The sequence below is a fragment of the Corynebacterium imitans genome (assembly GCF_000739455.1).
Lineage (GTDB): Bacteria > Actinomycetota > Actinomycetes > Mycobacteriales > Mycobacteriaceae > Corynebacterium > Corynebacterium imitans.
This window is the reverse complement of sequence record NZ_CP009211.1, coordinates 603628-628500: the sequence shown is the minus strand read 5'-3', so window position 1 is coordinate 628500 and position 24873 is coordinate 603628. Positions and strand designations below refer to the sequence as shown.

The 24873-nt window shown below is 65.1% G+C and carries 26 protein-coding genes; 8 read left to right on the top strand and 18 right to left on the bottom strand.

Annotated features, from left to right (window positions below; genetic code table 11):
* Positions 1 to 8 precede the first annotated feature (8 nt).
* Genes CIMIT_RS02870 through CIMIT_RS02860 form a run of 3 tightly spaced genes read right to left on the bottom strand, consistent with a single transcriptional unit; the run spans position 9 to position 1979 of the window.
* Positions 9 to 728, bottom strand: a complete 720-nt coding sequence (locus tag CIMIT_RS02870; RefSeq protein ID WP_084674247.1) for a hypothetical protein — start codon at positions 726 to 728, stop codon at positions 9 to 11.
* Positions 729 to 741: 13 nt separating this feature from the next.
* Positions 742 to 1743 carry a DUF3152 domain-containing protein gene (locus CIMIT_RS02865; RefSeq protein ID WP_083317150.1) on the bottom strand — a complete coding sequence of 334 codons (1002 nt, stop codon included), beginning with the start codon at positions 1741 to 1743 and terminating at the stop codon, positions 742 to 744.
* An 11-nt stretch (positions 1744 to 1754) separates the two neighbouring features.
* Complete coding sequence (locus CIMIT_RS02860) at positions 1755 to 1979, bottom strand: DUF3107 domain-containing protein (RefSeq protein ID WP_038588881.1); 225 nt, start codon at positions 1977 to 1979, stop codon at positions 1755 to 1757.
* A gap of 102 nt (positions 1980 to 2081) precedes the next feature.
* Here CIMIT_RS02860 and CIMIT_RS02855 point away from each other — a divergent pair, with 102 nt between their 5' ends.
* Both CIMIT_RS02855 and CIMIT_RS02850 read left to right on the top strand, forming a co-directional pair.
* Positions 2082 to 3401: a DEAD/DEAH box helicase gene (locus CIMIT_RS02855; RefSeq protein WP_038588878.1), complete on the top strand. Its 1320-nt coding sequence runs from the start codon at positions 2082 to 2084 to the stop codon at positions 3399 to 3401.
* Complete coding sequence (locus CIMIT_RS02850; RefSeq protein ID WP_038588875.1) at positions 3398 to 4606, top strand: Rv3212 family protein; 1209 nt, start codon at positions 3398 to 3400, stop codon at positions 4604 to 4606. The genes CIMIT_RS02855 and CIMIT_RS02850 overlap by 4 nt, the downstream gene beginning before the upstream one ends.
* 3 nt (positions 4607 to 4609) lie before the next feature.
* Here CIMIT_RS02850 and CIMIT_RS02845 read toward each other — a convergent pair whose 3' ends face one another.
* The gene (locus tag CIMIT_RS02845) at positions 4610 to 5107 is read right to left on the bottom strand and encodes a hypothetical protein (RefSeq protein ID WP_231910328.1); all 498 of its coding nucleotides are present in this window, start codon (positions 5105 to 5107) and stop codon (positions 4610 to 4612) included.
* Positions 5108 to 5598: 491 nt separating this feature from the next.
* Between CIMIT_RS02845 and CIMIT_RS02840 the strand changes: the two genes are divergently transcribed.
* Entirely contained in the window at positions 5599 to 5862 is a 264-nt protein-coding gene (locus tag CIMIT_RS02840) for a WhiB family transcriptional regulator (protein ID WP_038588872.1), read from the top strand.
* A 99-nt stretch (positions 5863 to 5961) separates the two neighbouring features.
* Entirely contained in the window at positions 5962 to 6036 is a 75-nt protein-coding gene (locus CIMIT_RS13100; protein ID WP_095066802.1) for a 50S ribosomal protein bL37, read from the top strand.
* A gap of 256 nt (positions 6037 to 6292) precedes the next feature.
* Here CIMIT_RS13100 and CIMIT_RS12040 read toward each other — a convergent pair whose 3' ends face one another.
* The 3 genes from CIMIT_RS12040 to CIMIT_RS02825 all read right to left on the bottom strand — a co-directional run bounded on the left by CIMIT_RS12040 (position 6293) and on the right by CIMIT_RS02825 (position 10054).
* Positions 6293 to 8581, bottom strand: a complete 2289-nt coding sequence (locus CIMIT_RS12040; protein WP_051904745.1) for a zinc-dependent metalloprotease — start codon at positions 8579 to 8581, stop codon at positions 6293 to 6295.
* A gap of 592 nt (positions 8582 to 9173) precedes the next feature.
* A complete protein-coding gene (rsrA, locus tag CIMIT_RS02830; RefSeq protein WP_038588869.1) occupies positions 9174 to 9452 on the bottom strand; it encodes a mycothiol system anti-sigma-R factor in 279 nt (92 codons plus the stop codon).
* Positions 9452 to 10054, bottom strand: coding sequence for a sigma-70 family RNA polymerase sigma factor (locus CIMIT_RS02825; protein ID WP_038588866.1), 603 nt, complete (start codon positions 10052 to 10054; stop codon positions 9452 to 9454). Before CIMIT_RS02825 ends, rsrA begins: the two co-directional genes overlap by 1 nt.
* Positions 10055 to 10122: 68 nt before the next feature.
* On the opposite strand from CIMIT_RS02825, the gene CIMIT_RS02820 reads away from it, so the two are divergent.
* Positions 10123 to 10596, top strand: a complete 474-nt coding sequence (locus tag CIMIT_RS02820) for an aminoacyl-tRNA deacylase (RefSeq protein ID WP_038588863.1) — start codon at positions 10123 to 10125, stop codon at positions 10594 to 10596.
* Here CIMIT_RS02820 and CIMIT_RS02815 read toward each other — a convergent pair.
* Positions 10593 to 11276: an SOS response-associated peptidase gene (locus tag CIMIT_RS02815; protein ID WP_038588860.1), complete on the bottom strand. Its 684-nt coding sequence runs from the start codon at positions 11274 to 11276 to the stop codon at positions 10593 to 10595. The genes CIMIT_RS02820 and CIMIT_RS02815 overlap by 4 nt on opposite strands.
* A 20-nt stretch (positions 11277 to 11296) precedes the next feature.
* On the opposite strand from CIMIT_RS02815, the gene aroA reads away from it, so the two are divergent.
* Together aroA and rsgA are read left to right on the top strand one after the other, a co-directional pair.
* The gene (aroA, locus tag CIMIT_RS02810; protein ID WP_038588856.1) at positions 11297 to 12568 is read left to right on the top strand and encodes a 3-phosphoshikimate 1-carboxyvinyltransferase; all 1272 of its coding nucleotides are present in this window, start codon (positions 11297 to 11299) and stop codon (positions 12566 to 12568) included.
* Positions 12568 to 13605 (top strand): ribosome small subunit-dependent GTPase A, encoded by a 1038-nt coding sequence (rsgA, locus tag CIMIT_RS02805; RefSeq protein WP_038588853.1) that lies wholly within the window; start codon positions 12568 to 12570, stop codon positions 13603 to 13605. Before aroA ends, rsgA begins: the two co-directional genes overlap by 1 nt.
* Here rsgA and CIMIT_RS02800 read toward each other — a convergent pair.
* The 10 genes from CIMIT_RS02800 to CIMIT_RS02755 all read right to left on the bottom strand — a co-directional run bounded on the left by CIMIT_RS02800 (position 13579) and on the right by CIMIT_RS02755 (position 23740).
* Positions 13579 to 14073 carry a DUF6912 family protein gene (locus tag CIMIT_RS02800; RefSeq protein WP_038588850.1) on the bottom strand — a complete coding sequence of 165 codons (495 nt, stop codon included), beginning with the start codon at positions 14071 to 14073 and terminating at the stop codon, positions 13579 to 13581. The genes rsgA and CIMIT_RS02800 overlap by 27 nt on opposite strands.
* The gene (locus CIMIT_RS02795; RefSeq protein WP_038588847.1) at positions 14073 to 14486 is read right to left on the bottom strand and encodes an HAD-IA family hydrolase; all 414 of its coding nucleotides are present in this window, start codon (positions 14484 to 14486) and stop codon (positions 14073 to 14075) included. Before CIMIT_RS02795 ends, CIMIT_RS02800 begins: the two co-directional genes overlap by 1 nt.
* A 51-nt stretch (positions 14487 to 14537) precedes the next feature.
* Positions 14538 to 17078, bottom strand: a complete 2541-nt coding sequence (gene secA, locus CIMIT_RS02790; RefSeq protein ID WP_038588844.1) for a preprotein translocase subunit SecA — start codon at positions 17076 to 17078, stop codon at positions 14538 to 14540.
* Between the two features lie 195 nt (positions 17079 to 17273).
* Positions 17274 to 17948 (bottom strand): ribosome hibernation-promoting factor, HPF/YfiA family, encoded by a 675-nt coding sequence (gene hpf / locus CIMIT_RS02785; protein ID WP_038588841.1) that lies wholly within the window; start codon positions 17946 to 17948, stop codon positions 17274 to 17276.
* 107 nt (positions 17949 to 18055) lie between these two features.
* On the bottom strand, positions 18056 to 18670 hold the full coding sequence (locus CIMIT_RS02780; protein ID WP_231910327.1) for a ComF family protein: 615 nt from the start codon (positions 18668 to 18670) through the stop codon (positions 18056 to 18058).
* A gap of 16 nt (positions 18671 to 18686) precedes the next feature.
* Positions 18687 to 20444 carry an MtrAB system accessory lipoprotein LpqB gene (gene lpqB, locus CIMIT_RS02775; protein ID WP_038588838.1) on the bottom strand — a complete coding sequence of 586 codons (1758 nt, stop codon included), beginning with the start codon at positions 20442 to 20444 and terminating at the stop codon, positions 18687 to 18689.
* Entirely contained in the window at positions 20431 to 22002 is a 1572-nt protein-coding gene (gene mtrB / locus CIMIT_RS02770; protein WP_051904744.1) for an MtrAB system histidine kinase MtrB, read from the bottom strand. Before mtrB ends, lpqB begins: the two co-directional genes overlap by 14 nt.
* A gap of 63 nt (positions 22003 to 22065) precedes the next feature.
* Positions 22066 to 22749 carry an MtrAB system response regulator MtrA gene (gene mtrA / locus CIMIT_RS02765; RefSeq protein WP_038588835.1) on the bottom strand — a complete coding sequence of 228 codons (684 nt, stop codon included), beginning with the start codon at positions 22747 to 22749 and terminating at the stop codon, positions 22066 to 22068.
* A gap of 10 nt (positions 22750 to 22759) precedes the next feature.
* Positions 22760 to 23359 carry a dTMP kinase gene (locus CIMIT_RS02760; RefSeq protein ID WP_038588832.1) on the bottom strand — a complete coding sequence of 200 codons (600 nt, stop codon included), beginning with the start codon at positions 23357 to 23359 and terminating at the stop codon, positions 22760 to 22762.
* A gap of 12 nt (positions 23360 to 23371) precedes the next feature.
* Positions 23372 to 23740, bottom strand: coding sequence for a DUF4259 domain-containing protein (locus CIMIT_RS02755; RefSeq protein WP_038593810.1), 369 nt, complete (start codon positions 23738 to 23740; stop codon positions 23372 to 23374).
* 197 nt (positions 23741 to 23937) lie between these two features.
* On the opposite strand from CIMIT_RS02755, the gene CIMIT_RS02750 reads away from it, so the two are divergent.
* The gene (locus tag CIMIT_RS02750) at positions 23938 to 24768 is read left to right on the top strand and encodes a hypothetical protein (protein ID WP_038588829.1); all 831 of its coding nucleotides are present in this window, start codon (positions 23938 to 23940) and stop codon (positions 24766 to 24768) included.
* The last annotated feature ends 105 nt before the right edge of the window (positions 24769 to 24873 follow it).

Here is a 24873-nt window from a genome sequence, read left to right as displayed (position 1 = left end):
GTGCCAGGCTAGGCCGACACGATGAGCTCGCGCACCCGCGAAATCTCAGAACGCACGTTCGAGATAGTGGCCTCACCAGTGATTTCGCGGTACTTCAGCGCACGCTCGGCAAGCTCCAGCAGATGTGGAACGTGCGCCCACCGCCCGATCACGCCCGCATCCACCGCGCGCACAAGCAGCCCGTCAACCATCACTTGCGCGGCCGTATACCCGCGCGGGCGCGGCTCCACCGAGGGCACCAACGTACTCAGCACCGGGGCGTCCTTGCCCGCAAACAGGCAGCACGCCAAGAAATCCATGTGCGCAGTCACCAGCCCGCCGACCGGCACGTCGCCGTCGAAGTCTCGCCAGGCGGCGCGCTCGGCGTCGGCCCACATGCCCGTGCGCGAAGCTGGGGAAGGCGGGGTGAAGGGGGCCAACGCCTCGTCGAGAAGCAAAGCCCCGGCCATCGCCTCATCGACGCGGGCCGCGGGTGCCCCTGGGACAAACTCATTGGCGCAGTAGCCGCCCACCACCAGGCGGCCGTCGGTCGCACGCACCGGGCGCGCCACGTGCAGGCCGGGGATGGCATCCGCCAGCTTCTCCCGGGTCTTACCGGACCACGCGGCGGTCGGAGATGCGGGCGCGACCACGACGTTGCCAAACTTGCGGCCAAAGTCCCACGGCGCGCCCAGCGGACTGCCCGAGCCCTCCAGTTGGAATGCGGCAACAACGTGCTCAGGAATCATGCGCACACCCTCTTTACTTCGCTGCCGGGCGCGGGTACGGCCACGGGTTGGTTCGGCAGCGCTTGTTGTCGTCCGGGTACACCTCTTCCGGGTCAAAAGAATGCAGCTGGGAGTTATCCAAGCTCAGCGTCTGCTGCATCATCACCGGCGCGAGCGCCCCCTCCTCGCGGCAGGCCTCGTGCGAGGCAAAACCGAGCGCGTGGCCCACCTCATGGTTGATCATGTACTGGCGGTAGCGGCCTATATCACCCTCGAAAGGCACAGCGCCGCGTACCCAGCGGGCCTCGTTCAACAGCACGGTGTCCTCGCCGGTAATGGTGGTGCGGCAACTGGTCTCCATGTCCAGGTTCACCCCACACAGCTCCTTGGTCGTGGCCTGGGAGGTCAAACGGATCTTCACGTCCGGATCCTGGTCGGCCGCCACGTGCTCAAAGCCGAAGCGGGGGTCGTTCGTCCAGCTCCGGGGGTCCGCCAGCGTGGCATCCACCATCGCCGCGAACGCGCCGTCGCCGCCGTAAGTGGTGGTGTCCACCCCGTTTTCAATCTCCACGACGTAGCGCACCTTCAGCTCCTTGCCCTCGCCCACGTTCAGGCCGGGTGCCCCCACCGTGCGGTAGGTGCCGTCGCCCGCCGGGGTAAACGGACCGCCGGGCGGCAGCTCCTCCACCCTGTGTTCGCCCTCCGGCAGCTCGGCGGGCTCGCGATGCGCGCCGCCGTCGCCCGCCTCCTCGGTCCCCGCGGCCGCGGCGGTCTGCTCATCCGCGCCACCGACAGGCGCGACCACGGAAGAGCCGGGGTGCTGGAACATATTGACCAGCACAAGCACAGTCAGGACAGTCAGCACCGGGATGGCGTACGCGCGCCACCCGTACTCGCGGGCAAAGCGCACGAGACGGCCCTCGCCGTCATCGTCGCCCTCCCAGTCGCCGAAGAAATCCTCCGCGCCATCCTCATCCCAGTCCGCTTTCGCATCCGTGGGCGCAGATGCCGCGGCACGTCTGTGCCTACTGCTCATAACCTCACAATCTATCGCATGAAGCCGACGCTGCGTGCGGTGGTCGAGCCCTGCTCCACGTAAGCAATCCGGTCGGTGCGGATGAGGTAGGTCCGCTCCTTGTCATCGACCACCTTGACAGTGGCCTGGCCCGCGTCAATCGCCTGCTCGATGGTAGAGATGAAGTCTTCCTGCCCCTCCGGCAGCTTGATCACAAGCTCGCGCGGGGTATCGGCCAAACCAATCTTGATGTCCATGGGTGACGCTCACGTTCCTTTGAAATGTGTGTAATTACTCTTCATTCACGCCCGTCTCCGAGCAGTGGCCCCATTGTAACGGCCCCGGGCTAAGATGAGCGTGTGCCTAGATCAGCTGAGAGTGAACACGACAAAGCGCCCACCTTCGCGGCACTGGGCGTGGCCGCAGAACTGCTCGATGCACTCGCCGAGCAGGGCATCACGGACACGTTTTCCATCCAGGAGCTCGCGGTACCGCTCGCCTTAGACGGCCGAGATTTGATCGGCCAGGCCCGCACGGGCATGGGCAAGACCTACGCTTTCGGCATCCCGCTTTTGGACCGGGTTTTCGACGATGCCCGCATCGCGGAACTCGACGGCACGCCGCGCGCCCTCGTCGTCGTTCCCACTCGAGAGCTGGCCGTCCAGGTCGGCGAGGACCTTGACCGCGCCGCGAAGTACACGCCGGTTCGCTGCACCACCATCTACGGTGGCACCCCCTACGAGGACCAGCTGCGCGAACTCAAGCAGGGCGTGGACGTGGTCATCGGCACCCCGGGTCGGCTGATCGACCTGTACAACCGCGGCGATCTCGACCTAGGCCATGTGGCCATCCTCGTGCTGGACGAGGCCGACGAGATGCTGGACATGGGCTTTTTGCCCGACATCCAGAAGCTGTGGTCGGCGGTACCCAAAGAGGTACAGACCATGCTCTTTTCCGCCACCATGCCCGCGCCCATCCTCACGTTGGCGCGCTCCATGATGCGCACGCCGGTACACATGCGCGCGGAATCCGAGGACGCCTCTGCCGCTCACGCCAGCACCAAACAGGTGGTCTTCCAGTCGCACCGCATGGACAAGCCCGAGGTGCTCGCACGCGTGCTCCAGGCCAACGGGCGCGGCCGCACCATCATCTTCGCGCGCACGAAGCGTACCGCCGCCCAGGTGGCGGAAGACCTGGCGCGCCGCGGCTTCCTCGTCGGCACCGTGCACGGCGACTTGCGCCAGGAGACGCGCCAGAAGTCGCTGGACGCATTCCGCACCGGCGAGGTGGAGATCCTCGTGGCAACCGACGTGGCGGCACGCGGCATCGACGTCGACGACGTCACCCACGTGGTCAACTACCAGACTCCGGACGACCCCATGACCTATGTGCACCGTATCGGCCGCACGGGCCGCGCCGGACACTCGGGCACGGCGATCACCCTCATCGGTTTTGATGAGATGTACAAGTGGGAGCAAATTAACGACGAGCTCGAACTCGGGCAGCCCACTCCCCCGGCCTGGTTTTCTACCTCCCCGGAGCTTTTCGAGGCACTCGATATTCCGGACTCGGCTACCGCCACCGTTGGGCGGCCGCGTAAAGTGCTCGGGAGCCGGCCGGCGAGACAGCGCACGGCCAAAAGCCCCAAGAGACCACGGCAGGGAAGGAAACGGCGTTGAACGCTCCGCTGCGACGCACCAAGGGTGACCTGATCGCCACTGCGGCAATCACCGCACTGACTGTCGGCCTACTCGGCACCGCGTTTCTCACCGCGCCGATCCGCTCCTCCGAGCTGGTCTCAGCCGCCGAGGAGCACGAGAACTACGGCCAATTGGCCATCGTGCCCGATCAGCTGCACGAGTCCTTTCGCCTGCCCGATACCTCCCCGGACGCTGCCCCGCTCGTAGTCGCCGGCATGCTGATCACCTACAACGAGGGCACGATCACCGCGACCACCCCGGAAGGCGACACCGCCTGGACCTACCACCGCGAAGAAGAGCTGTGCGGCTTAAGCGGCGCGTGGGACAAGGTGGTAGCCAACTACCGCGGCAACGCTGGCTGCGGCGACGTGGTTGCCATCAACGCACTTTCCGGCGAGTACGCTTCGACGCGCTCGGCGCCAGGCCCTGAGCACATCACGCCTGTTGCCTCGAACGATCACGTCGGCCAGGTGAACCGCGACCGGGTGGAGCTGTGGCGCTCGGACATGGTGCGCACCGTCGAGTACGGCACGATCGAGGCCCCGCAAGAGCCGAACATGCAGCCCAACGAGTGCCCGATCACCTCGGCGCTGACCCGCACCGAGCTGCTCGCGGTGACCGAGGAGTGCGGCGGCGACACCTTCCTGCGCTTCCAGGAGACCACGCCGGAGGATTCCCGCGAGCCGGAGATGCACGGCTCGGTGCAGCTTCACGACGGCGCGTACCTCGTCGGCATCTCGCAGGACGCCGCGGCGATCTACGATCCGACCACCTCCGAGGTCCGCTCCTATCAGATGGACGGCAAGGAAATCACCGCCTCGAAAATCCCGGACTTGGGCGAGCCGAGCTCGCTTGACGACGGCACGCGGATGCTGCCAACCAAAGACCTCCCCCACCACATGAGCTACTTCCAGGACGACTACCTGGTACTCATGGACCCGGCGGAGCTCGGCGTCACGGGCGTGTTCCAGGGCGCACTCGGCACCGGGTTCTCCGCGGGCGACCGCCTCCTCTACGCCTCATCGAAGGGTGTCGCGGTAGTGAACTGGGACAAGAACTCGGTGGAGAAGATCATCCCGGTCGACCGCGGCGACTACTCCGGCCCCATCTCCATTAGCTCGGCTGGCCCGACCATCGTGGAAAAGCGCGGCGATGAGGTCGTCGTCCTCGCGATCGAGGAGTAAGCCCTAGCGCTGGGCCTTGCGGAGCTCGTAGCGCGCCTCGTTGTAGCGCGCCGACTCCGGGTTAAAGACGGTGTAGAGCACGAGCGCCGTGGACAGCAGCGTGGCGATTCCCAACAGGATCGCGCCGCCGGAGAACATGTAGAAGGCCACACCTGTCAGGATCGCCTCGATCAACACGATCGCGCCCGTGCTCCGCGGTTTACCGCGCAACGTAGACACGGCGACAAAGGCGATGAAGCCGAAGATGATCAGTAGGAAGATCGCCGTACCCAGCGAGACGAAGTGGACCGCCGCCGAATCCGATTCAAGGGTGCTGTCACTTGCCCCCATCAGTTGGTTATAGATGAGGCTGGCCGCGTAGACGAAGATGGCCAGGCATTGCACCAGCACGATGACGGCACCGAAGCGCATCAGCGGAGGCACGCTACCGCTGAGGCGCTCTGCCGTATCTAGGTCCATTGCGGGTTTGGGGGTCTGCTTACTCGAGTCTTTGTTGGTCACATTGCGTTAGTCTATCCGTCACTTTGGTAAACGCATGCGCAGTGCCGCTTGTCGACGCCCAACCAACTCCCCGAGGAACATCACAGGTATCCGATTTGACCTTCTCCGGCGCGTATGCGTGCGCAGAATTCCCCGTTTCCGCAGCTCAGAGACATGTCGGGCGGTGCGAAAAACCCTGGGGAATCCCAATATGAACTGCCCACGCAACAAATATTCGTATGATTCCTATCACATTTTGACGTTTACCCCTAGCCAACATTGCAATTTCATGCCATGATTCTCAGGTAGCAAAAACAACGGGCTGGTAACACAGCCCTTAACCCGAAGACACCACAGGGTTAACGCCAGGGAAACCGGCAGCCGGAACTCACCAGAGCACACCGCCCGGATCCTGGAATCAAACTTCGTTTGCAACTCGCCTCTTTCCCCGGGGGCGATGAAGTGGTGTGCGCAACAACTGTTCAACGCTTATATATAAGGAGTATTTCACCATGGATTGGCGCCACGAAGCAATTTGCCGCGACGAGGACCCGGAGCTCTTCTTCCCGGTCGGCAACTCCGGCCCTGCACTCTCCCAGATCGCCCAGGCCAAGCTGGTCTGCAACCGCTGCCCCGTCACCTCCCAGTGCCTGAAGTGGGCACTGGAGACCGGCCAGGACGCCGGCGTTTGGGGCGGCCTCTCCGAGGAAGAGCGCCGCGCAATCAAGCGCCGCAACAAGGCGCTCGCCCGCAACCGCGCACGCCTGTCGGCCTAAACCTCACCACCGTACGCGCGCAGAATTTCCCTGTAGGCGTGTGTGAGCGATAAAGTGGAATACCTGTACTTTTAATCGCCCAATTCGAAGGAGGCCCCCATGAGCAAGCGTGGTCGTAAGCGCAAGGACCGTCGCAAGAAGAGTGCAAACCGCGGCAAGCGTCCTAACTCTTAAGAACAGCGCAACCGCCCCCTCCCCGGCAGTTCAGTTCCGGGAAGGGGGCGGTTGTTTTTGTGCGTTCACGGGTGCGTCGTCGTGCGGTGTCGGGGCTGTTTGCTGACGGCCGCTGATATATGCGCCCCAGACCCAAATGGAGCTAGCTCCGTTCAGACCCCAGACCCGGCCGCCCCACACACCACAAAGCAACCCGCCCGGTTCGCATTGAACCGGGCGGGTTACCGTCTTCTGAAGGGTCTCTCTCCCAGGGGCGCTAGCCCAGCATCCCCGAGCCAACGACGCCTGCGATACCGCCGATGATGGCCAGGATGGCGATGATCGGAATGACAATCGCTGCGATGTTCGGGCTCTCAGCCTTGGCGTTGCTCTGGTTGTCAGCTGCAGGCTTCTGCTCTGCGGGCTCCTGCTTGTCCTGCGCGGCAGGCTTTGCGGGCTGCTCAGCCGCCGTAGTCAACGAGGTCGAGGTCTCGCGCTGCCGCTCCGGGCGCGGTGCCTGTGCTGCACCGGTGTTGGTGGCCCCAGCCATCGCGTCGGAGGGAGCTGCCTTGGCGTTGGTCTCAACGTCGACTGCGAAGCGGTCCTCGAAGGCGGTTGCACCCTTGCCGTTGGTGACCTTCACGTCAACCGGCATGACTGCAGCGTTACCCGGGACGACCGGCACCTTCACGGTGACCTCGTTGTCGGCCTGGCCGAAGGCACCACCCAGAACGACCGCGTCGTGGAACGCGCCGTTCGGGGTGACGACCTGGATGTCGTAGCGGTCAAGGTCCGCACCAGGGTTCTTCACCCGCAGGGTGACTTCGCCCTTCTTGCCAGCCTGCAGCTTCTTCGCGTCCAGCTCAACCTCAGCGGTCCCGTTCTGTGCTTCCGCTGCGGCGACCTGCTTGGCGCGTGCTTCCACTGCCTGCAACGCCTTGGTATCGACAGCCTTGCCGTCAACACCAGCGGCGCCGACCGGACGGCCGATGTGCCCGGTGTTGATGATCAGGTTGTCCCAGTCAGCGGGCACCCGGTAGTCGCCGGTGTAGCAGTTCACGCCGGGGCGGTTGCACTCCTGCGGCAGCGGGCCGCCGGAGACAGCTTCCTCATCCGAGTAGTCGAAGTGGCTGAACTGGTACAGGTAGTTCATCACCGAGTAGTAGTTCGGCAGGTAGTCCGACTTGGGGACCTCGTTGGCAAACTTGGTCGAACCGTTGTGGTCCAGGCCGAGGGTGTGGCCCAGCTCGTGCATGATCGTGTTGCGGAGCTGCTCGTCAGTGGTCATCCGCTCGTGGTTGGCAACGTAGAAGGCGTTGTCGCCCACCAGGGAGAGGCCGACCGAGTAGTTGCCCGGGCCCATCGAGTCACCGATCATGCCGCTGCGGAAGACCGCGGAGCGGTCGCCGAGGAGCTCGCCGATGTTGTCCATGAGCTTCAGACCAGGCATGACGCCCTGGAAGTAGTAGCGGGAGAACTCGCCGTACTCGCCGCCGTGGCGCTCAGCGTAGTTCGGGATGTTGCTGTAGCTTGCGCCTGCATCGATGTGCAGGTTCACGCCGTGCTCGTCGAACTTGTCCACCAGCTGCTGCAGGACGTCAGCGCTCGGGCGGTAACTCTTGGTGTTCGCCTCAGCGCAGGCGCGCTGCTGCGGGTTGTCAAAGCAACCGAGCGACTCGAACTCCGAGGGCATCCAGTTCATCTGCAGGAAGATGTCGGGGCGGTTCGGGTCTGCACCCCACTCGTTGAGCGGCATCACGGTGCCGTCGGCAAGCGTGAGCCCCTGCTCCTCCCACACGTCCGGCAGGCCGTCGCCATCGGTGTCGACTGCGCTGTCCTGGGTTTCCATCGTGATGGTGGCCTCGGCAACTGCGGTCTGGCCGGCGTCAATCTCCTGGATCCAGCGGCCGCGCTGGAACATAGCACCCGCCTCATCGACGAAGCCGACCTCGCCGGCCTCGGTAGTGTCGTTGAAGGAGTTGGCCACGCCAGAGCTGTACGCGCCGTCGAAGGTCAGCTGCGCGTTGTAGCCGCCGAACTCCGGGCCGACGGTGAAGACGCCATCCTCGTAAGCGCCCTGCAGCTCACGGGCGGTGTTGACCTGGTTGGTCATGTCCAGCTGGAAGTACGCGTCGTCTGCGCTGATGTTTTCCACCTCAACGCGGACGGTGATCTTGTTGCCGTCGATACGGAACTCGCGGGTCCAGGCAGTGCCAAGGGCGTCGTCGCGGTTGCGCATAGTCACAACCTGAACGTTGCCTTCCTTGCGGGTATCTACCGTGGTGTTCTCGGCGTTTGCGAGGCCGCGCTGGCCGTTGAAACGGAAGTCAATGTAAAAGGAAGAATCCTGGGTGCCGCCAACCGACGCCGGGTCGGTGAACTTCAGCGAGGAGATACGGCCCTTGTCCAGCTCCACGTTGTGGAAGAAGGGGCCGACCTCGTCAGCGGTGACCGTGACGACGGAAGACTCTTCAACAACCGCAGCCTCTGCCGGTGCCTGGATGGCGGGAACGAATACAGAAAGCGCACACATTGCGGCAAGTGCTTTGCGAGCGATGGCATTCATTTTCGTATTCCTCTTCTCGTGCTGCCTCCCGGCGGCAACGCCGGAAGTTGTTGTCTTTGTTCTGGCTCTAGTTTATGCAGAAAGAGTATGCACTGTGAAGTCGCTTGGAAAACTGCCTTTATTTGCACGGTTTTTTCTGGTTTATATCGCGATTGTTCAACACAATTAGCCCCACTGGCTGCAGCTTAGTTGAACAATCGGTTCGTTGGGTGCACCATACCTGAGCGCAAACTCGCTATAAGTGTCTACGAACTCCAAAGTGTTCAACGATACTTATGAATGCATATTATGCTTCCTAAGAAATAGAATGCTGCACTTTGTAGATTTCTCAACATCCACCCTGGGAGTTTTCGAAAAAGGGGGGCATAACGTACGCATCCTTAAGACCTTTACGTGTGAAACGCTCAGCTAACACCAATCCGCCATTCCTTAAGAATGACCAATACGGAATTGTTCACCATTTGCCACCCCCGAAAATTACCCCCGTTTTCGGGGGCTCGCTCACACTTCGTCGCCACGGACGGTCCCATCCCCCTCCACACACAAAAAGCCCGCGACCTGCACGGTCGCGGGCACCTGTCGAAAAACAGCGCTACCGGTAGCGGATCTCGGTATACGTCACCGACGAGAGCGACGCGATAATCCGCTTGCGCAACGGCTCCGGGGCATGCGCCTGCCCGCAACACGAACGGACGATCCGGCGCACCGCCTCCTCCGATTCCAGCTGCCCAAAGCAGTGCGGACACGCCTTGACGCGCACGCGGATCTCTTCGACCCGCTCGGGCGTAGTCGACGGGTCAAACAGCTCGCACAGCAGTGCGTGCACCTCGGTGCAATCAGCCGCTTCGCAGTGGTTGTTGGGCGTGTCCATCACTTCTCCTCCGCGTTTTTTGCATCTGTAGCCGCTCGCTCGAGCCCAATGCCTTGATCATGCGCTACGTCTTTCAACATCTCGCGCAGTTGTTTTCTTCCACGGTGCAGCCGACTCATTACCGTGCCGAGCGGAATGTCCATCACTTCGGCGATCTCCTTATACGCCAGGCCCTCCACGTCGGCGTAGTAGACCACCATGCGGTAGTCCTCGTTCAGCGAGTTGAGCGCCTCCGAAATTCGGGAGTTCGGCATCTGCTTCAGCGCTTCCACCTCGGCGGACTCCAGCCCGGTCGAGTCGTGCGAGCTGGACGTGTAGAGCTGGTTATCGGTCACATCGTCTGCCGAGGTGACCAGGGGCCGGCGCTGCTTCTTGCGATAGGTGTTGATGTACGTATTCGTCATGATCCGGTACAGCCACGCCTTCAGGTTCGTGCCCGGGGTGAACCGGTCGAAGGCCTTGTACGCCTTTAAGTAGGTCTCCTGCACGAGATCTTCCGCGTCCTGCGGGTTGCGCGTCATCCGCAGCGCGCCTCCGTAGAGCTGGTCCAGCAGCGGCATCGCCTCTTCAGTGAAGCGGTTTTTCAGATCTTGCTCGGGCATGCCCGCTATTGTAGGCCACTTCCCCAGGCGTAGGATCGGCCCATACGCCAAGCAAGAAGGAGCCCCACATGTCCGCGCGTACCCGCGCAATCGCCGCCGCCAAAAGTGTCGAGCACGCCGTGCTGGAGTACACCGCGAGCCAGGATCATTTCGGGGAGCATTCCGTTGCGGAGCTCGGCGCCGATCCGCGCGGCACGCTGAAAACCCTGGTGGTATCCAATACCGCGCAGCCGCGCGAGATGGCGCTGTGCTGCGTGCCGGTCGCGGGCCACCTCTCGCTCAAGGCAGCCGCAAAAACGCTGGGCTGGAAGAAGGCGCAGCTCGCGGAGCCGAAGAAAGCCGAGCATGCCACTGGCTACATCGTCGGCGGCATCTCGCCGCTGGGCACACTACAGAAACTGCCAGTGCTTATCGACGCCTCCGTGACCCCCTTCCCCACCATCATCGTCTCCGCCGGCCAGCGCGGACTCTCGCTCGAGCTATCCCCAAAGGACCTCGCCGCCCTCGCGGGCGCGAAGTTCGCCGAAATCTCGACCGACTAAGGCCGCGTCTCACCCAGCGGACCCTCGCCGACAAGCCCGGCGTACTCGTTGCGGGCGTTGCCCACCGCTGGGTCCGCCTCGCGCCAGCGCAGCGTGTTCGCCACCCGGGAGGGTGCCAAAAGCTCCGCGGCTTCCTCCGGGGTCCCGTCGACCCACTGGGCCACCTCGTCCGCGCCGAGGAAGAGCGGGAGGCGGTGGTGCAGCCACGCCATATTCTCGGTTGTCTCGGTGGTCACCATCGTGGTGGAAAGGCGGTCCAAGCCCGTCTCCCACAGCGCGGCGGCGTAGAGCATGCCGGATTCGGGGGCGACAAAATATGGTTGCTTCCTGCCGTGTTCGGTGGGGAGCCATTCGTAGTAGCCGTCGAGAAGCATCAGCCCGCGTTTATGGGCGAAGGCGGAGCGGAAGGAGGGCTTTTCCGCGACCGTTTCGGCGCGCGCGTTGAACAGGGGCGGGCCGGAATCGTCTTTCTTCCACGACGGGAGCAGACCCCAGCGGGCGGCGTCGATGCGCGCGCCGGACGCGTCGAAGCGCACGAGCGCAACCTGCTGAGTCGGGGCGATGTTATAGCGCGGCGGCGGGGTGCCATCAGGGGTGGCGACGGTGCCTGCGCCAGGTAGGGCGGCCACCGCGTCCACGAGCGCCTCGCCGGTGGTGAAAAGCACGAAACGTCCACACATGCCTCCATTATGATGGACGCATGACTGATCTGTGGCCAGCGCCGTACGCCCCCGCCCCCGTCTCGCACACGCAGACGGTGCCGGGGTCTAAATCGATGACCAACCGCGCACTCATCCTCGCCGCCCTCGCGCAGGGCGAATCCTTAATCGTCGGTGCCCTGCGCTCGCGCGACACCGAGCTGATGGAGTCCGCGCTCGCCGCAATGGGCACCCACTTCGCCCGCGAAGGTGAAGAAATCCGCGTGACCCCGTCCGAGCTTCAGGCCGCGGAGGTGGACTGCGGACTCGCCGGCACCGTCATGCGCTTTGTGCCGCCCGTAGCCGCGTTCGCGCAGGGCCCCGTGCTTTTCGACGGCGACGTGCAAGCCAAGTCCCGCCCCATGAACACCATCCTCGACGCCCTGCGCAACCTCGGCGTCTCGGTCGCGGGCGACACGCTTCCCTTCACCGTGCACGGCACCGGGTCCGCGCCCGGCGGCGAGGTCACAATCGACGCCTCGGGCTCCTCCCAATTCGTCTCCGGCCTGCTTCTGGCCGCACCACGCTTTGAGCGCGGCGTGAAGATTACCCACTCCGGCGGAACGCTGCCGTCCATGCCGCACATCGAGATGACGGTGGACATGCTGGCGCAGGCCGGAGTGCGCGTGCAGGCGGAAGGCAACACCTGGAAGGTTGAACCGCAGCCGATCCAGTCCAACCGCTGGGTCATCGAGCCGGACCTTTCCAACGCCACGCCCTTCCTCGCCGCCGCCGCGGTGACCGGGGGCGCGGTCTCCGTGCCGCACTGGCCGATTAGCACCACACAGCCGGGCGACGTGATCCGCGACATCTTGGAGCGCATGGGCTGCGAGGTCGAGCTCGTCGTCACCGGCCCAGACCACACCCTCGAGGTGCGCGGTCCGCAAAACGGCGAGCTGTGCGGCATCCGCATCGACATGAGCGACATCGGCGAGCTCACCCCCACCGTCGCCGCGCTCGCCGCGTGCGCGTCGACGCCTTCGGAGCTGACCGGCATCGCGCACCTGCGCGGCCATGAAACCAACCGCCTCGAGGCGCTGACCACAGAGCTCAACCGGCTCGGCGGCAACTGCGAGGAACTACCCGACGGGCTGCGCATCACCCCGGCGTCGCTGCACGGCGGCACCTGGTACTCCTACGCGGACCACCGCATGGCCACCGCCGGCGCGATCCTGGGGCTGGTCGTCGAGGGCGTCGAGGTGGAAAACATCGACACCACCTCCAAGACGCTGCCCGGTTTTGCGCAGATGTGGGAAACCATGGTGGGACGCTAATGGCCCGTCGCTTCTCCAGCTACGACGAGTACGACGAGTCCGACGTCCGCGTCCGCCCCGGCAAGGGCTCGCGGCCGCGCTCGAAAGACCGGCCGAGCCACAAGGACGCCCGCTTCGGCATGGTGGTCACCAAAGACCGCGGGCGCTGGGGCGTCGTGCTCGACGACGGCACGCTGGTCAACTGTGTACGCGCCCGCCAGCTGAAGCGCACCAGCATCGAAATCGGCGACCGCGTCGGCGTCGTCGGCGATACCTCGGGCGCGAAAGATACGATGGCGCGCATCGTCAAACGCGCCGACCGCGCCTCGGTGCTGCGCCGCACCGCCGACGACACCGACCCCTACGAGCGCATCATCGTCGCCAACGCGGAGCTGCTGCTCATCGTGGTCGCCGCCGCCGATCCCCCGCCGCGCACCGGCTTCGTCGAGCGCGCGCTCATCGCCGCCTTCGTCGGCGGCGTCCGCCCAGTCGTGTGCGTGACCAAGTCCGATCTGGAAGACCCGGAAGCATTCGAGCGCGAAATCGCCAGTATGGACGTCACCGTGCTGCGCACCGGCACCGCCGATGACTTGTCCACGCTCCGCTCGCTTATCGACGGCCACGTCACCGCCCTCATCGGCCACTCCGGCGTCGGCAAGTCCACCCTGGTCAACCGCATCGTCCCGGACGCCGAGCGCGCCACCGGTGAGGTCTCCGGCGTGGGCAAGGGCCGCCACACCTCCACCCAGTCCGTCGCCTTCGAGCTCGACGGGCCGAGCGGCGGTTGGATTATCGACACCCCCGGCATCCGCTCCTTCGGCCTTGCACACGTGCAGCCCGAGCAGATCATCGACGTCTTCCCGGACCTGGCCGAGGCGTCCGCGGACTGCCCCCGCGGCTGCACGCACCTGGGACCACCCGCAGACCCGGAGTGCGCCCTCGACAACTTCGCCGCCGACTCACCTTCAGGCAGGCGTGCGGCGGCGGTGCGCCACCTGTTGGTAGCGCTGCACTCGAACAACGAGTGGGAACTAAAGCAGCTCGATGAGGAAAGGTAGCTCGCTGGGGTCAAAGAAGGCCATGTAAAGGTCCTGGGCGTCCCCCACTGTCAGCTCCGCGTCCTGGTCTCCCAAGTCGGCGGCGTCGATGCACTCGATAGCTTTAGCCGTGGCCTCCTCGGCCTCGCGCACGTCCACGTGCACCGCGGCAACATCCTTCAGCTCGACCGGACCGGCGACCTTGACCACCGATTCGCCCATGTCCGGCTCCCCACTCGCCTCGACGTCGGCGGAGACCACCACCCGGCGGTGCGGGAAGCGCTCCTCGTCGCCGATCGCCAGCAGGCGGATCGACGCCAACGCGGCGTCGTCGAAAGCAATCGCCTCGATCTCCTCCTGGTCACCGGAGGTGAAGAACTCCGTCAACGCCGGAGTGGCCGCGAAGCCCCAGCCGTTGCGGGCATGCAGCACGCCCGTGTCGTTTAAGGCCTCGAGCATGCCGAAGGTGGCGGGGATGTAGACGCGCATTAAAACTCGCCCTCGACCTCGAACAGCGACTGGATCTCCACCGACGTGCGCTCGAACGCCGTGTGCAGGATGCCGATCATGCCGAACTCAACCGCCGCGCGGACGTTCACAATGTCGTCGTCGATCATCACGCAATCGTTGATGATCACGTCGATCGCATCCGCCGCAGCCTGGAAGGCCGCGCGGTCCGGCTTGCCAATCCCGATCTCGCCGGAAAGCACCACCGCGTCCACGTCGCCGCGGAATTCCCACTCGCGGATTTCCTCCGCTAGTGGGCTGTCCGCCTCCTCATTGGAGAGGATGCCCACCTTGACGTCCTGGGCCTTGACCGCCTTGATCAGCTCGCGCCAGCGCTGCTCATCCTCTTTGTCCTGGTCCAGGACCCCTGCGTAATCAAAAATCAGTCCCTGCATGCGTGCTCGCCTTTCTCCGCCTAGTACGTCTTTTCTGTGAGTCTACGGGCGTTAAGCCTGCGCCGCTTCCTCATCCTGGCTCTCGAACTGCTTACGCATCAAGAACAGCTGACGCACGGTCTCCTCCTGGATGGCCTCGTTCATCGCCGCGAACATGTCGCCGCCCTCCTTCTGGTACTCCACCAGCGGGTCACGTTGCGCCATCGCGCGCAGGCCGATGCCCTCCTTCAGGTAGTCCATCTCGTAGAGGTGCTCGCGCCACTTGGTGTCGATCACCGGCAGGATCACAGAGCGCTCCAGGTTGCGCATCTGCTCCTCGCCGCCGATCTCGGCGATCTTTTCCTCGAGGGCGTCGTACTGGGCCTGCGCATCGTCGACAAGCGCCTGGCGCAGCTCAGACGCACTGATCTCGCCCGGGCTGCCGTAGGTCGAGCCCTCGATGAGCTCCTCGGCCGTCACCGTCGGGCCGTAGAGGGACTCGAGCGCGTGCCACAGCTCGCGCAGATCCCAATCCTCGACGTAGCCCTCGCGGGTCGCGCCGTCGACGTACGCGCTGACGGTGTCCTCGATCATGCGGCGGACCTGGTCCTTGATGTCCTTGGAGCCCAGGATCTCCTGACGCTCGCCGTAGACCACCTTGCGCTGCTCGTTGAGTACCTCGTCGTACTTGAGCACGTTCTTGCGCATCTCGAAGTTCTGGTTCTCCACGCGCGCCTGGGCACCCTTGACGGCGTTCGAGACCATCTTCGCCTCGATCGGCACATCGTCCGGCACGTTGAGGCGGTTCATCATGTTCTCCATGGACTGGCCCATGAAGCGCACCATCAGCTCGTCGCGCATCGACAGGTAGAAGCGGGTCTCGCCCGGGTCGCCCTGGCGGCCGGAGCGGCCGCGCAGCTGGTTGTCAATACGGCGCGACTCGTGGCGCTCCGTGCCGATGACGTAGAGGCCACCGGCCTCGCGGACCTCGTCGCCAAGCTGCTTCGAGCGCTCCTTCGCCGCCGGCAGCTGCGCGTTCCAGGCCTCCTGGTAGCGCTCCTCATCCTCGAAGGGGTCGAGGCCCTGCTCCTGCAGCTTCGCGTCCAGCAGAATTTCCGGGTTGCCACCCAGCACGATATCGGTACCGCGACCAGCCATGTTGGTGGACACGGTCACACGCCCCGGCAGGCCCGCCTCGGCGATGATGCGGCCTTCCTCCTCGTGGTGCTTCGCGTTCAGCACGTTGTGCTTGACACCCTTGCGGGTCAGCAGCTGGGACAGGTACTCGGAGCGCTCCACGGAGGTAGTACCCACCAGCACCGGCTGGCCCTTCTCCGAGTGCTCCGCAATGTCCTCGGCCACGGCCGCGAACTTCGCCTCCTGCGTCTTGTAAATCAGGTCGTCGCGGTCCTGGCGCTGGTTCGGACGGTTCGGCGGGATCTGCACCACGTCCATCTTGTAAATCTGGTGCAACTCGGCCGCCTCGGTCTCCGCCGTACCAGTCATGCCCGCCAACTTGTCGTAGAGGCGGAAGTAGTTCTGCAGCGTGATCGTCGCCAGCGTCTGGTTCTCGTTTTTGATCTCGACGTTTTCCTTCGCCTCGATCGCCTGGTGCATGCCCTCGTTGTAGCGGCGGCCCGCGAGCACGCGGCCCGTGAACCCGTCCACGATGAGCACCTCGCCCTGGCGCACGATGTAGTCCTTATCGCGCTCGAAGAGCTCCTTCGCCTTAATCGCGTTGTTGAGGTAGCTGACCAGCTGCGAGTGCTCCGGCGCGTACAGGTTGCCAATGCCCAGCTGGTCCTCGACGAACTCCACGCCCTCCTCGGTCACGCCGATGGTGCGCTTGCGGCGGTCCACCTCGTAGTGCTTGCCCTCGCGAATCCGCGGCGCGAGCTGCGAGAACACGGTGTAGAGCTGGCTCGACCCGTCGACGGGGCCGGAGATAATCAGCGGGGTACGCGCCTCGTCGATAAGAATCGAGTCAACCTCATCCACGATGGCGAAGTTGTGGCCGCGTTGCACCATCTCGCTGGTCGAGCGCGTCATGTTGTCGCGCAGGTAGTCGAAGCCGAGCTCGTTGTTCGTACCGTACGTAATCGCTGCTGCGTAGGACTTCTTGCGCTCGTCCGGGCGCATCTCGGAAAGGATCACGCCCACGTCCAGGCCCAGGAAGTGGTGCACACGCCCCATCATCTCGGCGTCACGCTTAGCCAGGTAGTCGTTCACCGTGACGATGTGGACGCCCTTACCGGACAGGCCGTTCAGGTACGCGGGCAGCACCGAGGTCAGGGTCTTGCCCTCACCGGTCTTCATCTCGGCGACGCTACCGAAGTGGAGTGCCGCGCCACCCATAATCTGCACCTTGTAGTGCTTCTGCCCCAGCACGCGCCAGGACGCCTCGCGGGCGGTCGCGAACGCGTCGAGCAGCAGGTCGTCCAGCGACGCCCCGTCCTCGATCTGCCGCTTAAACTCGTCGGTCTTTGCCTTGAGCTCCTCGTCAGTGAGCTTCTCGTACTCACCCTCCAGCGCCATGACTTGGTCAGCAATCTTTGACAAACGCTTGACGGTGCGCCCTTCACCGGCGCGGAGCAACTTGGAAAGTCCAAACACGTTCTGTGAATCCTTCGGTAGTCAGTGCAAAAGTACGAGCACAAAAAAGTTACTTAAGGTGTACCAACCCGCAATTGTACGCACAAGGCAGCGTGCCTTGACAACCGCTCGTCTGCCCAACCTCGCACAATTTGGTGTGAATACGCCAAACGCCCGCCACAGCGCAAGGCCGTGGCGGGCGTACTGGTCTAGCCCTTAGGCTTCCTTCGCCTCAGCGGTCAGGGCGATCAGGCCGTAGTCGTAGGCGTGGCGGCGGTACACCACGGACGGCTGGTTGGTCTCTTCATCTACGAAGAGGTAGAAATCGTGGCCCACCAGCTCCATCTCGGACAGCGCATCGTCCACACTCATCGGGGTGGCGGAGTGCTCCTTGCGACGCACAATCTGGCCCGGCACCACATCTTCAACAGTGTCCGCGTACGGATCCGTCTCGAAGTTGTCCTTCGCCTGTGCGCGTGCTTCTTCCGCCTCGCGCGCCAGCTCGGCCGCGATCTTGCCGGTGGACTTCGGCGCGCGGTGGCCGGAGCGCGCCACCTGGCGACGCACCTTCACCTTGCGCAGCGAGCGCTCCATCTTGCCTAGTGCAGACTCGAGGGCAGCGTAGAAGCTGTCCTCCTTCGCCTCGGCGCGGGCGAGGTGGCCCTTGCCGGTCGCGGTGATCTGCACGCGCTGCGCCTGCGCTTCTCGACGCGGGTTGGGCTCGTGCTGCAGCTCCACATTGAAGAACGTGAGCGAGGGGTCAAGCTTCTCAATCTTTGCGAGCTTGGCGTTGACGCGCTCTTGGAAGTGCTCTGGGACCTCGACATTTCGGCCGGTGATGGTCACCTGTGCGTTGGGGCTCAGGCTGTCGTTGTGCTCTGCAGAAGTCATCTGCTTCCTCCCTAGAGTAGTAGGAACTCGGTCTACCCCAACTATACAACTGGTCATAACCAATGTGTTGCTTTGAGGGGAAGAAGTTCCTGCCAGTTTCCTGCGTCTCACGCTTCCGCGAGTGTGACGCACCCCGCTACGCCCACCCCGCGCGCAAGCAACGCAGCCACGCTAGCCTCGAGCGTTGCCCCCGTGGTGACGACGTCGTCGACCACCACCACGCTACCGGCAGGCAGTTTTCGCACGTGCACCGCCCCCTGCAAGTTCGCGCGCCGGCCGACCTCGTCCAGCTCGGCCTGATCCGCCGTTGCGCTGCGCAACGTCAGCGCCGGGCAGGTGGTCCGCCCGCTCGCCTCGCACACCGCGCGCACCGGGTCCCCGCCGCGGGCGCGCGCGTTGGCTTTGCGCGTCGGGGCGGGCACCAGCGCGTCCGCGACCGCGATATCCCCGCGCACCTCCAAGTGCTCGAGCGCCGCCGCAAGCACCGCGCCGACGTGCGCGCGCACCGCCAGGTTGTTGCGCTCCTTCATCGCCAGAATCACCCCGCGGTGCGCATCCGCATACGGCCCGAGCGCGAAGACCGGGGCGGGCACCGCCACCTTCGGGAACACCCGCTGCGGGGGCCGCGCAAGCAGGCGACGGCACCGCGCGCACAGCACCGACCAGCGCTCGGCGGGCTCCCCGCAGCCCGCGCAGTAGCGCGGCAACAAAAGGTCCGCCACCTCCCCCAACATGGTGCTAGTTGCGCGCCACGATCGGCAGGGCGCGGGTGCCGAGCAGCCCCGGTACCTCGCGCCACAGCGGGTTGTCGCTGCCGGAAACCGGCATCTGTAGCAGCGCGTTCGAGTCGGTGACGTACAGCATGTTCGGCGAGGTACCCACCGCCACCACCGGCGCGGAGATGTTGCCCGCGGACAAGGTGGTGCTGCCGGAGCCGTCCTGTTCGACGCGCATCACCGGCGAGAGCCCGCTGGAGGTGCCCACGAGCAGGGAGCCGTCCGGCTGCCAGTCCGCGGAGATGACCGACCCGCCCAGCTCGGAGGCGTACTCCACCACGTTGACCACGGAGCGCTCGCCGGTCGCGCCGCGCTTGACAATCCCGGTGTAGAGCCGCCCATCAATCACCATCACCACGCGCGCCGAGCTGCGCGACAGGCGCAGCACCGAAATGTTGCCCTCGACGCCCTCCGGTAGTTCGACGTCCACCTCGCTGGTGATGATCTCGTCGGTCGCACCGGACTGGATGGTGCGCAGCACCTTCGTGCCGTCGGCCACGACCCACACCGCAGCGGCGTCGGGCTCAAAGGTGGGCCGCGAAAACGTCGTACCCTCGACGATATCCTCCTCGCGCCCGCCAAACTCGCCGACGCGGAAGACGTCCTTATCTTCGTCGTGCTCCTCGTTGTTGCCGCCAGCCTTGCCGAAGACCCCGGCCCAGTACTTCTCGCCGTAGATGTCGGCGGTCAGCGCGTCGCCCGCCTCGCCGAGCGCGCCCTCGACCTGGTGCGCGGTGCCGCCGCTGACACGCGAGACGCGACCGTTGGCCAGCGAGTACAGCGTCGTCTCGCCAACCAGATCCACCAGCGGGCTGAACTCGGCGAAGTCGTCGACGGTCAGCGCGTCGGCGCCGTCGAAAAGCACCTCGCCGTCGGCGCGCAGATTGTACGGCCCGGTCACGCCAGCAGAGGCCAACGTCCACACCACCTGGGCCGCAAACTGCTTGCGCGCCTTCTCATCGAGCCCGCCGAAGCCGGTAAAGGTGTACGCGCCGTCTTCCATCCCCGCGTACGCGATCGCCTCATCGTCCGCTGTCAGGTGTGCCGGGGACGACTCATCCACCGCCGGGATGAGGCGCTCGGACGGGCCGCTGGTCAGAAGCGTGATCAGGGCGCTCGGCAGCGACTCCCGACGCGAGACCACCCAGCGGCGGTCGGTGATCAGCTCGTTGCCGGCCGGGTCGAAGAAGTAGAGGTTGTACGGCTGGTAGTGCTCGCGCAGCTCGGAACGCTCCAGCACGACGCCGGACGGCAGGGAGGAGATGCGCCACTCGCCGTCGACAAGCTCGAGCTCCAAGGTGGCCTCGTAGCTGCCGTGCTCGGGCGTGAACGCCCCGCCGTCGTGGAGCTCGCCAACGACGTCGCCGTGCACGCTGTAGCTGCGCTTGGTCCCGGCGCCGCCCACGAGCGTGGTCACGCCGATATTGTCCACGATCAGCGTCTGCACGCGCGGGTCCCAGGCCGAGCGGGCGTCGCCGGTGAGGAAGGCGCGCGCGGCCTCGTAATCCGCGGCCGGCAGCGCCGAAGCAGCGTAGAAGTCGCGCAGGAGCAGGTCCGGCTCGCGGCCCTCGATCGGGCGCGCGTCGGGCTCAGCCGCCGTCTGCGCGTTGAAGCTGTGCAGCACGTGCGGGTCGGAGTTTGTGGGCAGGGAGGTGCACCCCGAGGTCAGGGCGATTATCGACGCCCACGCCACCACCTTCGCCTTCCTAGTCACGCCCATCTGCCGCCTCCTCTTTCGTACGCGCCACCAGCGGACGCGCCTGGTTGCCTTCCGCGCTGCGCTCATCCTCGCCCGGCGCGACCAGCGGCAGCGGGGCTTGCGTGTAGCCCTGCTCCGGGTGGCGCGGCAGCACGAGGCGGAACTGCGCGCCGACGCCGGGCTGGCCTGCCGCATCCAGCTGGCCGTGGTGCAGCACCGCGTCCTCACGCGCGATCGCCAGGCCCAGGCCGGTGCCGCCGGAGTGGCGCTTGCGCGACTTGTCCGCGCGCCAGAAGCGGTTGAACACCAGCTCCTCCTGCCCGGGTTTGAGCCCGACGCCGCCGTCGGTGACGGTAATCGCCACGGCCTCGTCGTTGGCCCGCAGGCGCACGGCGACCGGGTTGCCCTCCGAGTGGTCGATCGCGTTGGCGATGAGGTTGCGCACGATGCGCTCGATGCGCCGCGGGTCGCCCTCCAGGTTGACCGGCTCCTCGGGCAGGTCGAAAGTGACCTCCACATCGAGTTCCTCGGCCAGGTGCTGGGTCTGCGCCCACGCGGACTCGATGGGGGTCTTCGCGTCGATGGTGGCCAGCGCCAGGTCGGCCACGCCAGCGTCATGGCGCGAGATCTCCAGCAGGTCGGCCAGCAGCGCCTCGAAGCGGTCAAGCTCGCGGGTCATCAGCTGCGAAGCGCGCTGAGTCACCGGGTCGAGGTCGTCTTCGTTCGCCGCGATCATGTCGGCGGCCATGCGCACCGTGGTCAGCGGGGTGCGCAGTTCGTGCGAGACGTCCGAGGTGAACTGTCGCTGCAGGTCGCCGTACTCCTCGAGGTGGTTGATCTGCTCGGAGATCTTGTCCGCCATGTTGTTGAAGGAAAGCGCGAGCACGGCCATCTCGTCCTCGCCGTCGACAGGCATGCGCTCGCGCAAGTGCCCGCTGGCGAAGCGCTCGGCGGTGCGGGAGGCGGAGCGCACCGGCGCGACGATCTGCTGGGAGGCCAGCCACGCGATGCCCACCAGCAACACGATCACGATCACGGCGGCCGAGGCAATAAGGCCGCGCATGAGCGCGAGTGTCGACGCCTCGTTTTCCATGTTCATGACCAAATACAGCTCGAGGTCGCGTAGTTCCGCGTTCGTCGGCGTACCGATGATCAGCGCGCTGTAGGTGGAACGGTCGGCGCGCTCAACCGAGGAGAACTGGTAGGCCACGTTGCCTTCCGACACGAACGCCTGCAGTTTCTCCGGGATGGAGTAGGATTCCGGCGAGGACGTGCCCGCACCCGGCCCTCCGCTGACCAGAAGGACCGGGTCGTAGACGTTGGCGGCCTCGGAACTGCCCTGCGAGCGCTGCGTGAGCGCGGCCCGCGCCGAGTTCAGCCGCACCTGCAACGAGGAGGCGCTGCCCGTGTTGTCGATCTGTTCCTCGACCACCACGCGCGCACGCTCGATCTCGACGCTCGCCGCGTCCAACTTGCTCTGCGTGATGCGCTGGGTGACCACCGAAGCCATGGCGAAACCCAGCACGAGCATGACGATGGTGGACACGATGAGCACCGTGCCTACGAAACGCACCTGCAGCGAGGTGCGCCACGACTCTGCGACGCGCTCTCTCGCCCGCCAGATTGCGTTGCCCTTTATCGGCTACACCCCCGGTTTACCAGTCTTGTAGCCCAGCCCACGCACGGTGAGGATGATCTCCGGGTGCTCCGGGTCCAGCTCAATCTTGGAGCGCAGACGCTGCACGTGCACGTTGACCAGGCGGGTATCGGAGGCGTTGCGGTAGCCCCATACCGTCTCCAGCAGCTCGTCACGGGTGTGCACCTGGTTCGGCTTGCGCGCCATCTCCAGCAGGAGGTCAAACTCCAGCGGGGTCAGCGCAATCTCCTCGTCGCCGCGGCTGACCATGTGCTGCGGCACGTCGATGGTCAGGTCGCCGATCTTGAGTACCTCGGCAGGCTCGTCGTCGACGCGGCGCAGGCGCGCGCGGATTCGGGCGATGAGCTCCTTCGGTTTGAAGGGCTTCGTGATGTAGTCATCCGCCCCGGACTCTAAGCCCAACACCACGTCCACGGTGTCCGTCTTTGCGGTAAGCATGACGATCGGTACCGCGGAGGTCCGGCGGATCTCGCGGCAAATATCAATCCCGTTGACGCCGGGCAGCATCAGGTCCAAGAGCACCAGATCGGGATCGTACGTGTGAAAGGCCTCCACCGCTTCCGCGCCGTCCTGAACAGAAGAGGTATCAAAGCCCTCGGCCTCCAGCACGATGGTCAACATCTCATTGATGGCTGGGTCATCATCAACAACGAGGATCTTCGGCTGCATCAGGGCTCCTTCAACGTACGGCTTCGACTGCTTGCATGATAGTTCCTGCATCAGTGGTGCGAAGCCATCGGCTCGCCCACCCCTGCTCGGCCAAGGCCACGTACGCCTCGTAGGTGGCCTGCTGCAGCGCCGCGTCACGCTCGTAGCGGTCCCGCTCTCGCGTCGCGTCCGCCGCCGCGCGCTTTAACGCCCGCTCCTGCGCGACGGCAGGCGGGGTATCCACCAGTACCTGCAGGTCCGGCACCGGCAGCCCGAGCTGGCTAAATTCTAGGTCTGCCACCCAATCCGCAATCGCCTTCTCCCCCGAGCGCGCCCAGGAGTAGGCCGCGTTCGAGGCCACGTAGCGGTCCAACACCAGCACACCTGTCTCCGCGTACTCGGCGATCTGGGCCTTCGCCCCGTAGCGGTCCAGCGCAAACATGGTGGCCATCCCGTAAATCGAATCGGTTAAATCACCCATCTTCCCGTGCAGCGCCTGCTGCGCGAGCTGTGCGTGGATGGAATCCTCGTAGCGCGGGAAAGCAAGCGTGCGCGCCCCGTACTCGCGCTGGATCGCCTGGACAATGGTGCGCTTTCCCGCCCCGTCAATACCTTCTACGGCAATAATCATGGCCGCCCTCGCCTACGCTAGCGCCTCGAGGAACTGATCCAGGCTCGCGCCCGCCTCATCCTCGCCGACGCCCTCCAGCACTGCGGTCGCGGCCTCGACCGCCTCGTCGCTCACCGTCGCGGGACGGTTGCGGATAAAGGGATAGGTATCGGCGACCTCGCCGGCGGAAAAGGGAGCCCCGGCCCAGATCGCCACGATCGTCGCGGCGGCGCGGCCGTTAAGCAGCTCATCCTCGCTGACGGAGGCGGGGTTTTGGTTGGCGGTCAACAACGCCGCGTCGATAACCGCCTGCTCGACCTCGTCCTCCTCGAGCGAGTCAAGCTCATCGAGAAAATCGACATTGGCCTCGACGGAGAAGATCTCCTCATCCCACGCGCTCATCGGCATCTCCTTTTCCTTTTGGGCGGACTTTGCGCACTTGCCATAGGTCTACCACGATTCTGCTTCACCCGGCACGGAGGCAGCGTTGATGTGTTTGTGATCACTTGAACAGGAGAATTCATAACAAGCGTGCTATAAAAGGCGCAACGAGATAATTGTTATACGGTTGTGACAATTGAGTCGGGGAAGGAGGACCCGTGGATAACCAGAAGCCGCGCGTCGGCATCTTTATGGCGGCAGGCATCGTCGCCGCCATCGTCATTGGCTTCTTCGTCTGGAATGCCTCCTCATCCGAACGCTCAGCCCAGGCCGGCTACGTCTCCGAGACGACAAGCGAGCAGCCGCGCAAGGAAAGCCCAGTCTCCAAAACCTCCAGGGTGACCTCGGATACGCGCTCGGAGCAGGTTGACGACGACGCGGGGCAGGCCCCAGACGCTGCACCCCAGCAGCCGCAGGTCAACCTCGCACAACCCAGCACAGAAGGTCAGGGCGAGGCCTACAGCCTCAACTCCGACCCCTACGCCCCGCAACACGCGGTCGTAGGCACCGCGCAGCAACAGGCGTCCACGCGCGTCTTCCGCCCCACCAACGTGGTACCCACCACCGTGCTGCCCACCACCGCCGCGGCGATGCAGGGCGAGGGCGAGGCTGCTGAGACTCCGAGCGCCGCTGAGTCCTCCGCACCTCCTACGCAGGAAACGCCGGGTAATCCGGGCGAGGGCAGCTCGACGACGACCGAGCCGACGCCAGCGGAGCCGAAGCCCGCAGATCCCGCCGGCGAGCCCGCACCGGAACCGCCTGCCGGTGCCACCCCGACGTCGAGCAGTGCGCCGCAGTCGGCCGAGCAGGGCGCACAGAGCGCTACGCCCCAGGAGGGCCAGGCGCACACTCAGGTCGGGCCCGAGGTCGACCAGGGTGCGCCACCGACCCCGGCACCCGCGCCACGGGAGGCGGGAGCCCCGCAGCAAGGCTTCTCCTCCGAGGCACAGCAGGCCTGGAACCGCTGGGTCAGCAACTTCCGCCGCTAGCACACCTCACGCAGCGACCCGCGTTATTTCGGGTCGCTGCTTTTTCGTATCCCCCTTCCGTGGGCAAGCGTCATCCATTGCACTTCCCCTTGTCACCCTTCCATG

Excerpts from the sequence above, each read along its gene's own strand:
- CIMIT_RS02865 (WP_083317150.1), bottom strand. The coding sequence starts at position 1,743 with ATGAGCAGTAGGCACAGACGTGCCGCGGCATCTGCGCCCACGGATGCG.
- CIMIT_RS02825 (WP_038588866.1), bottom strand. The coding sequence starts at position 10,054 with ATGCCCGAGCAAGATCTGAAAAACCGCTTCACTGAAGAGGCGATGCCG.
- CIMIT_RS02800 (WP_038588850.1), bottom strand. The coding sequence starts at position 14,073 with ATGCGCGTCTACATCCCCGCCACCTTCGGCATGCTCGAGGCCTTAAAC.
- CIMIT_RS02755 (WP_038593810.1), bottom strand. The coding sequence starts at position 23,740 with ATGAGCGCGTGGGATGAGGAGATCTTCTCCGTCGAGGCCAATGTCGAT.
- rsgA (WP_038588853.1), top strand. The coding sequence starts at position 12,568 with ATGGCCCGTCGCTTCTCCAGCTACGACGAGTACGACGAGTCCGACGTC.
- aroA (WP_038588856.1), top strand. The coding sequence starts at position 11,297 with ATGACTGATCTGTGGCCAGCGCCGTACGCCCCCGCCCCCGTCTCGCAC.
- rsrA (WP_038588869.1), bottom strand. The coding sequence starts at position 9,452 with ATGGACACGCCCAACAACCACTGCGAAGCGGCTGATTGCACCGAGGTG.
- CIMIT_RS02870 (WP_084674247.1), bottom strand. The coding sequence starts at position 728 with ATGATTCCTGAGCACGTTGTTGCCGCATTCCAACTGGAGGGCTCGGGC.
- CIMIT_RS02815 (WP_038588860.1), bottom strand. The coding sequence starts at position 11,276 with ATGTGTGGACGTTTCGTGCTTTTCACCACCGGCGAGGCGCTCGTGGAC.
- hpf (WP_038588841.1), bottom strand. The coding sequence starts at position 17,948 with ATGACTTCTGCAGAGCACAACGACAGCCTGAGCCCCAACGCACAGGTG.
- CIMIT_RS02820 (WP_038588863.1), top strand. The coding sequence starts at position 10,123 with ATGTCCGCGCGTACCCGCGCAATCGCCGCCGCCAAAAGTGTCGAGCAC.
- CIMIT_RS02795 (WP_038588847.1), bottom strand. The coding sequence starts at position 14,486 with ATGCAGGGACTGATTTTTGATTACGCAGGGGTCCTGGACCAGGACAAA.
- CIMIT_RS12040 (WP_051904745.1), bottom strand. The coding sequence starts at position 8,581 with ATGAATGCCATCGCTCGCAAAGCACTTGCCGCAATGTGTGCGCTTTCT.
- CIMIT_RS02840 (WP_038588872.1), top strand. The coding sequence starts at position 5,599 with ATGGATTGGCGCCACGAAGCAATTTGCCGCGACGAGGACCCGGAGCTC.
- mtrA (WP_038588835.1), bottom strand. The coding sequence starts at position 22,749 with ATGCAGCCGAAGATCCTCGTTGTTGATGATGACCCAGCCATCAATGAG.
- CIMIT_RS02760 (WP_038588832.1), bottom strand. The coding sequence starts at position 23,359 with ATGATTATTGCCGTAGAAGGTATTGACGGGGCGGGAAAGCGCACCATT.
- lpqB (WP_038588838.1), bottom strand. The coding sequence starts at position 20,444 with ATGGGCGTGACTAGGAAGGCGAAGGTGGTGGCGTGGGCGTCGATAATC.
- CIMIT_RS02860 (WP_038588881.1), bottom strand. The coding sequence starts at position 1,979 with ATGGACATCAAGATTGGTTTGGCCGATACCCCGCGCGAGCTTGTGATC.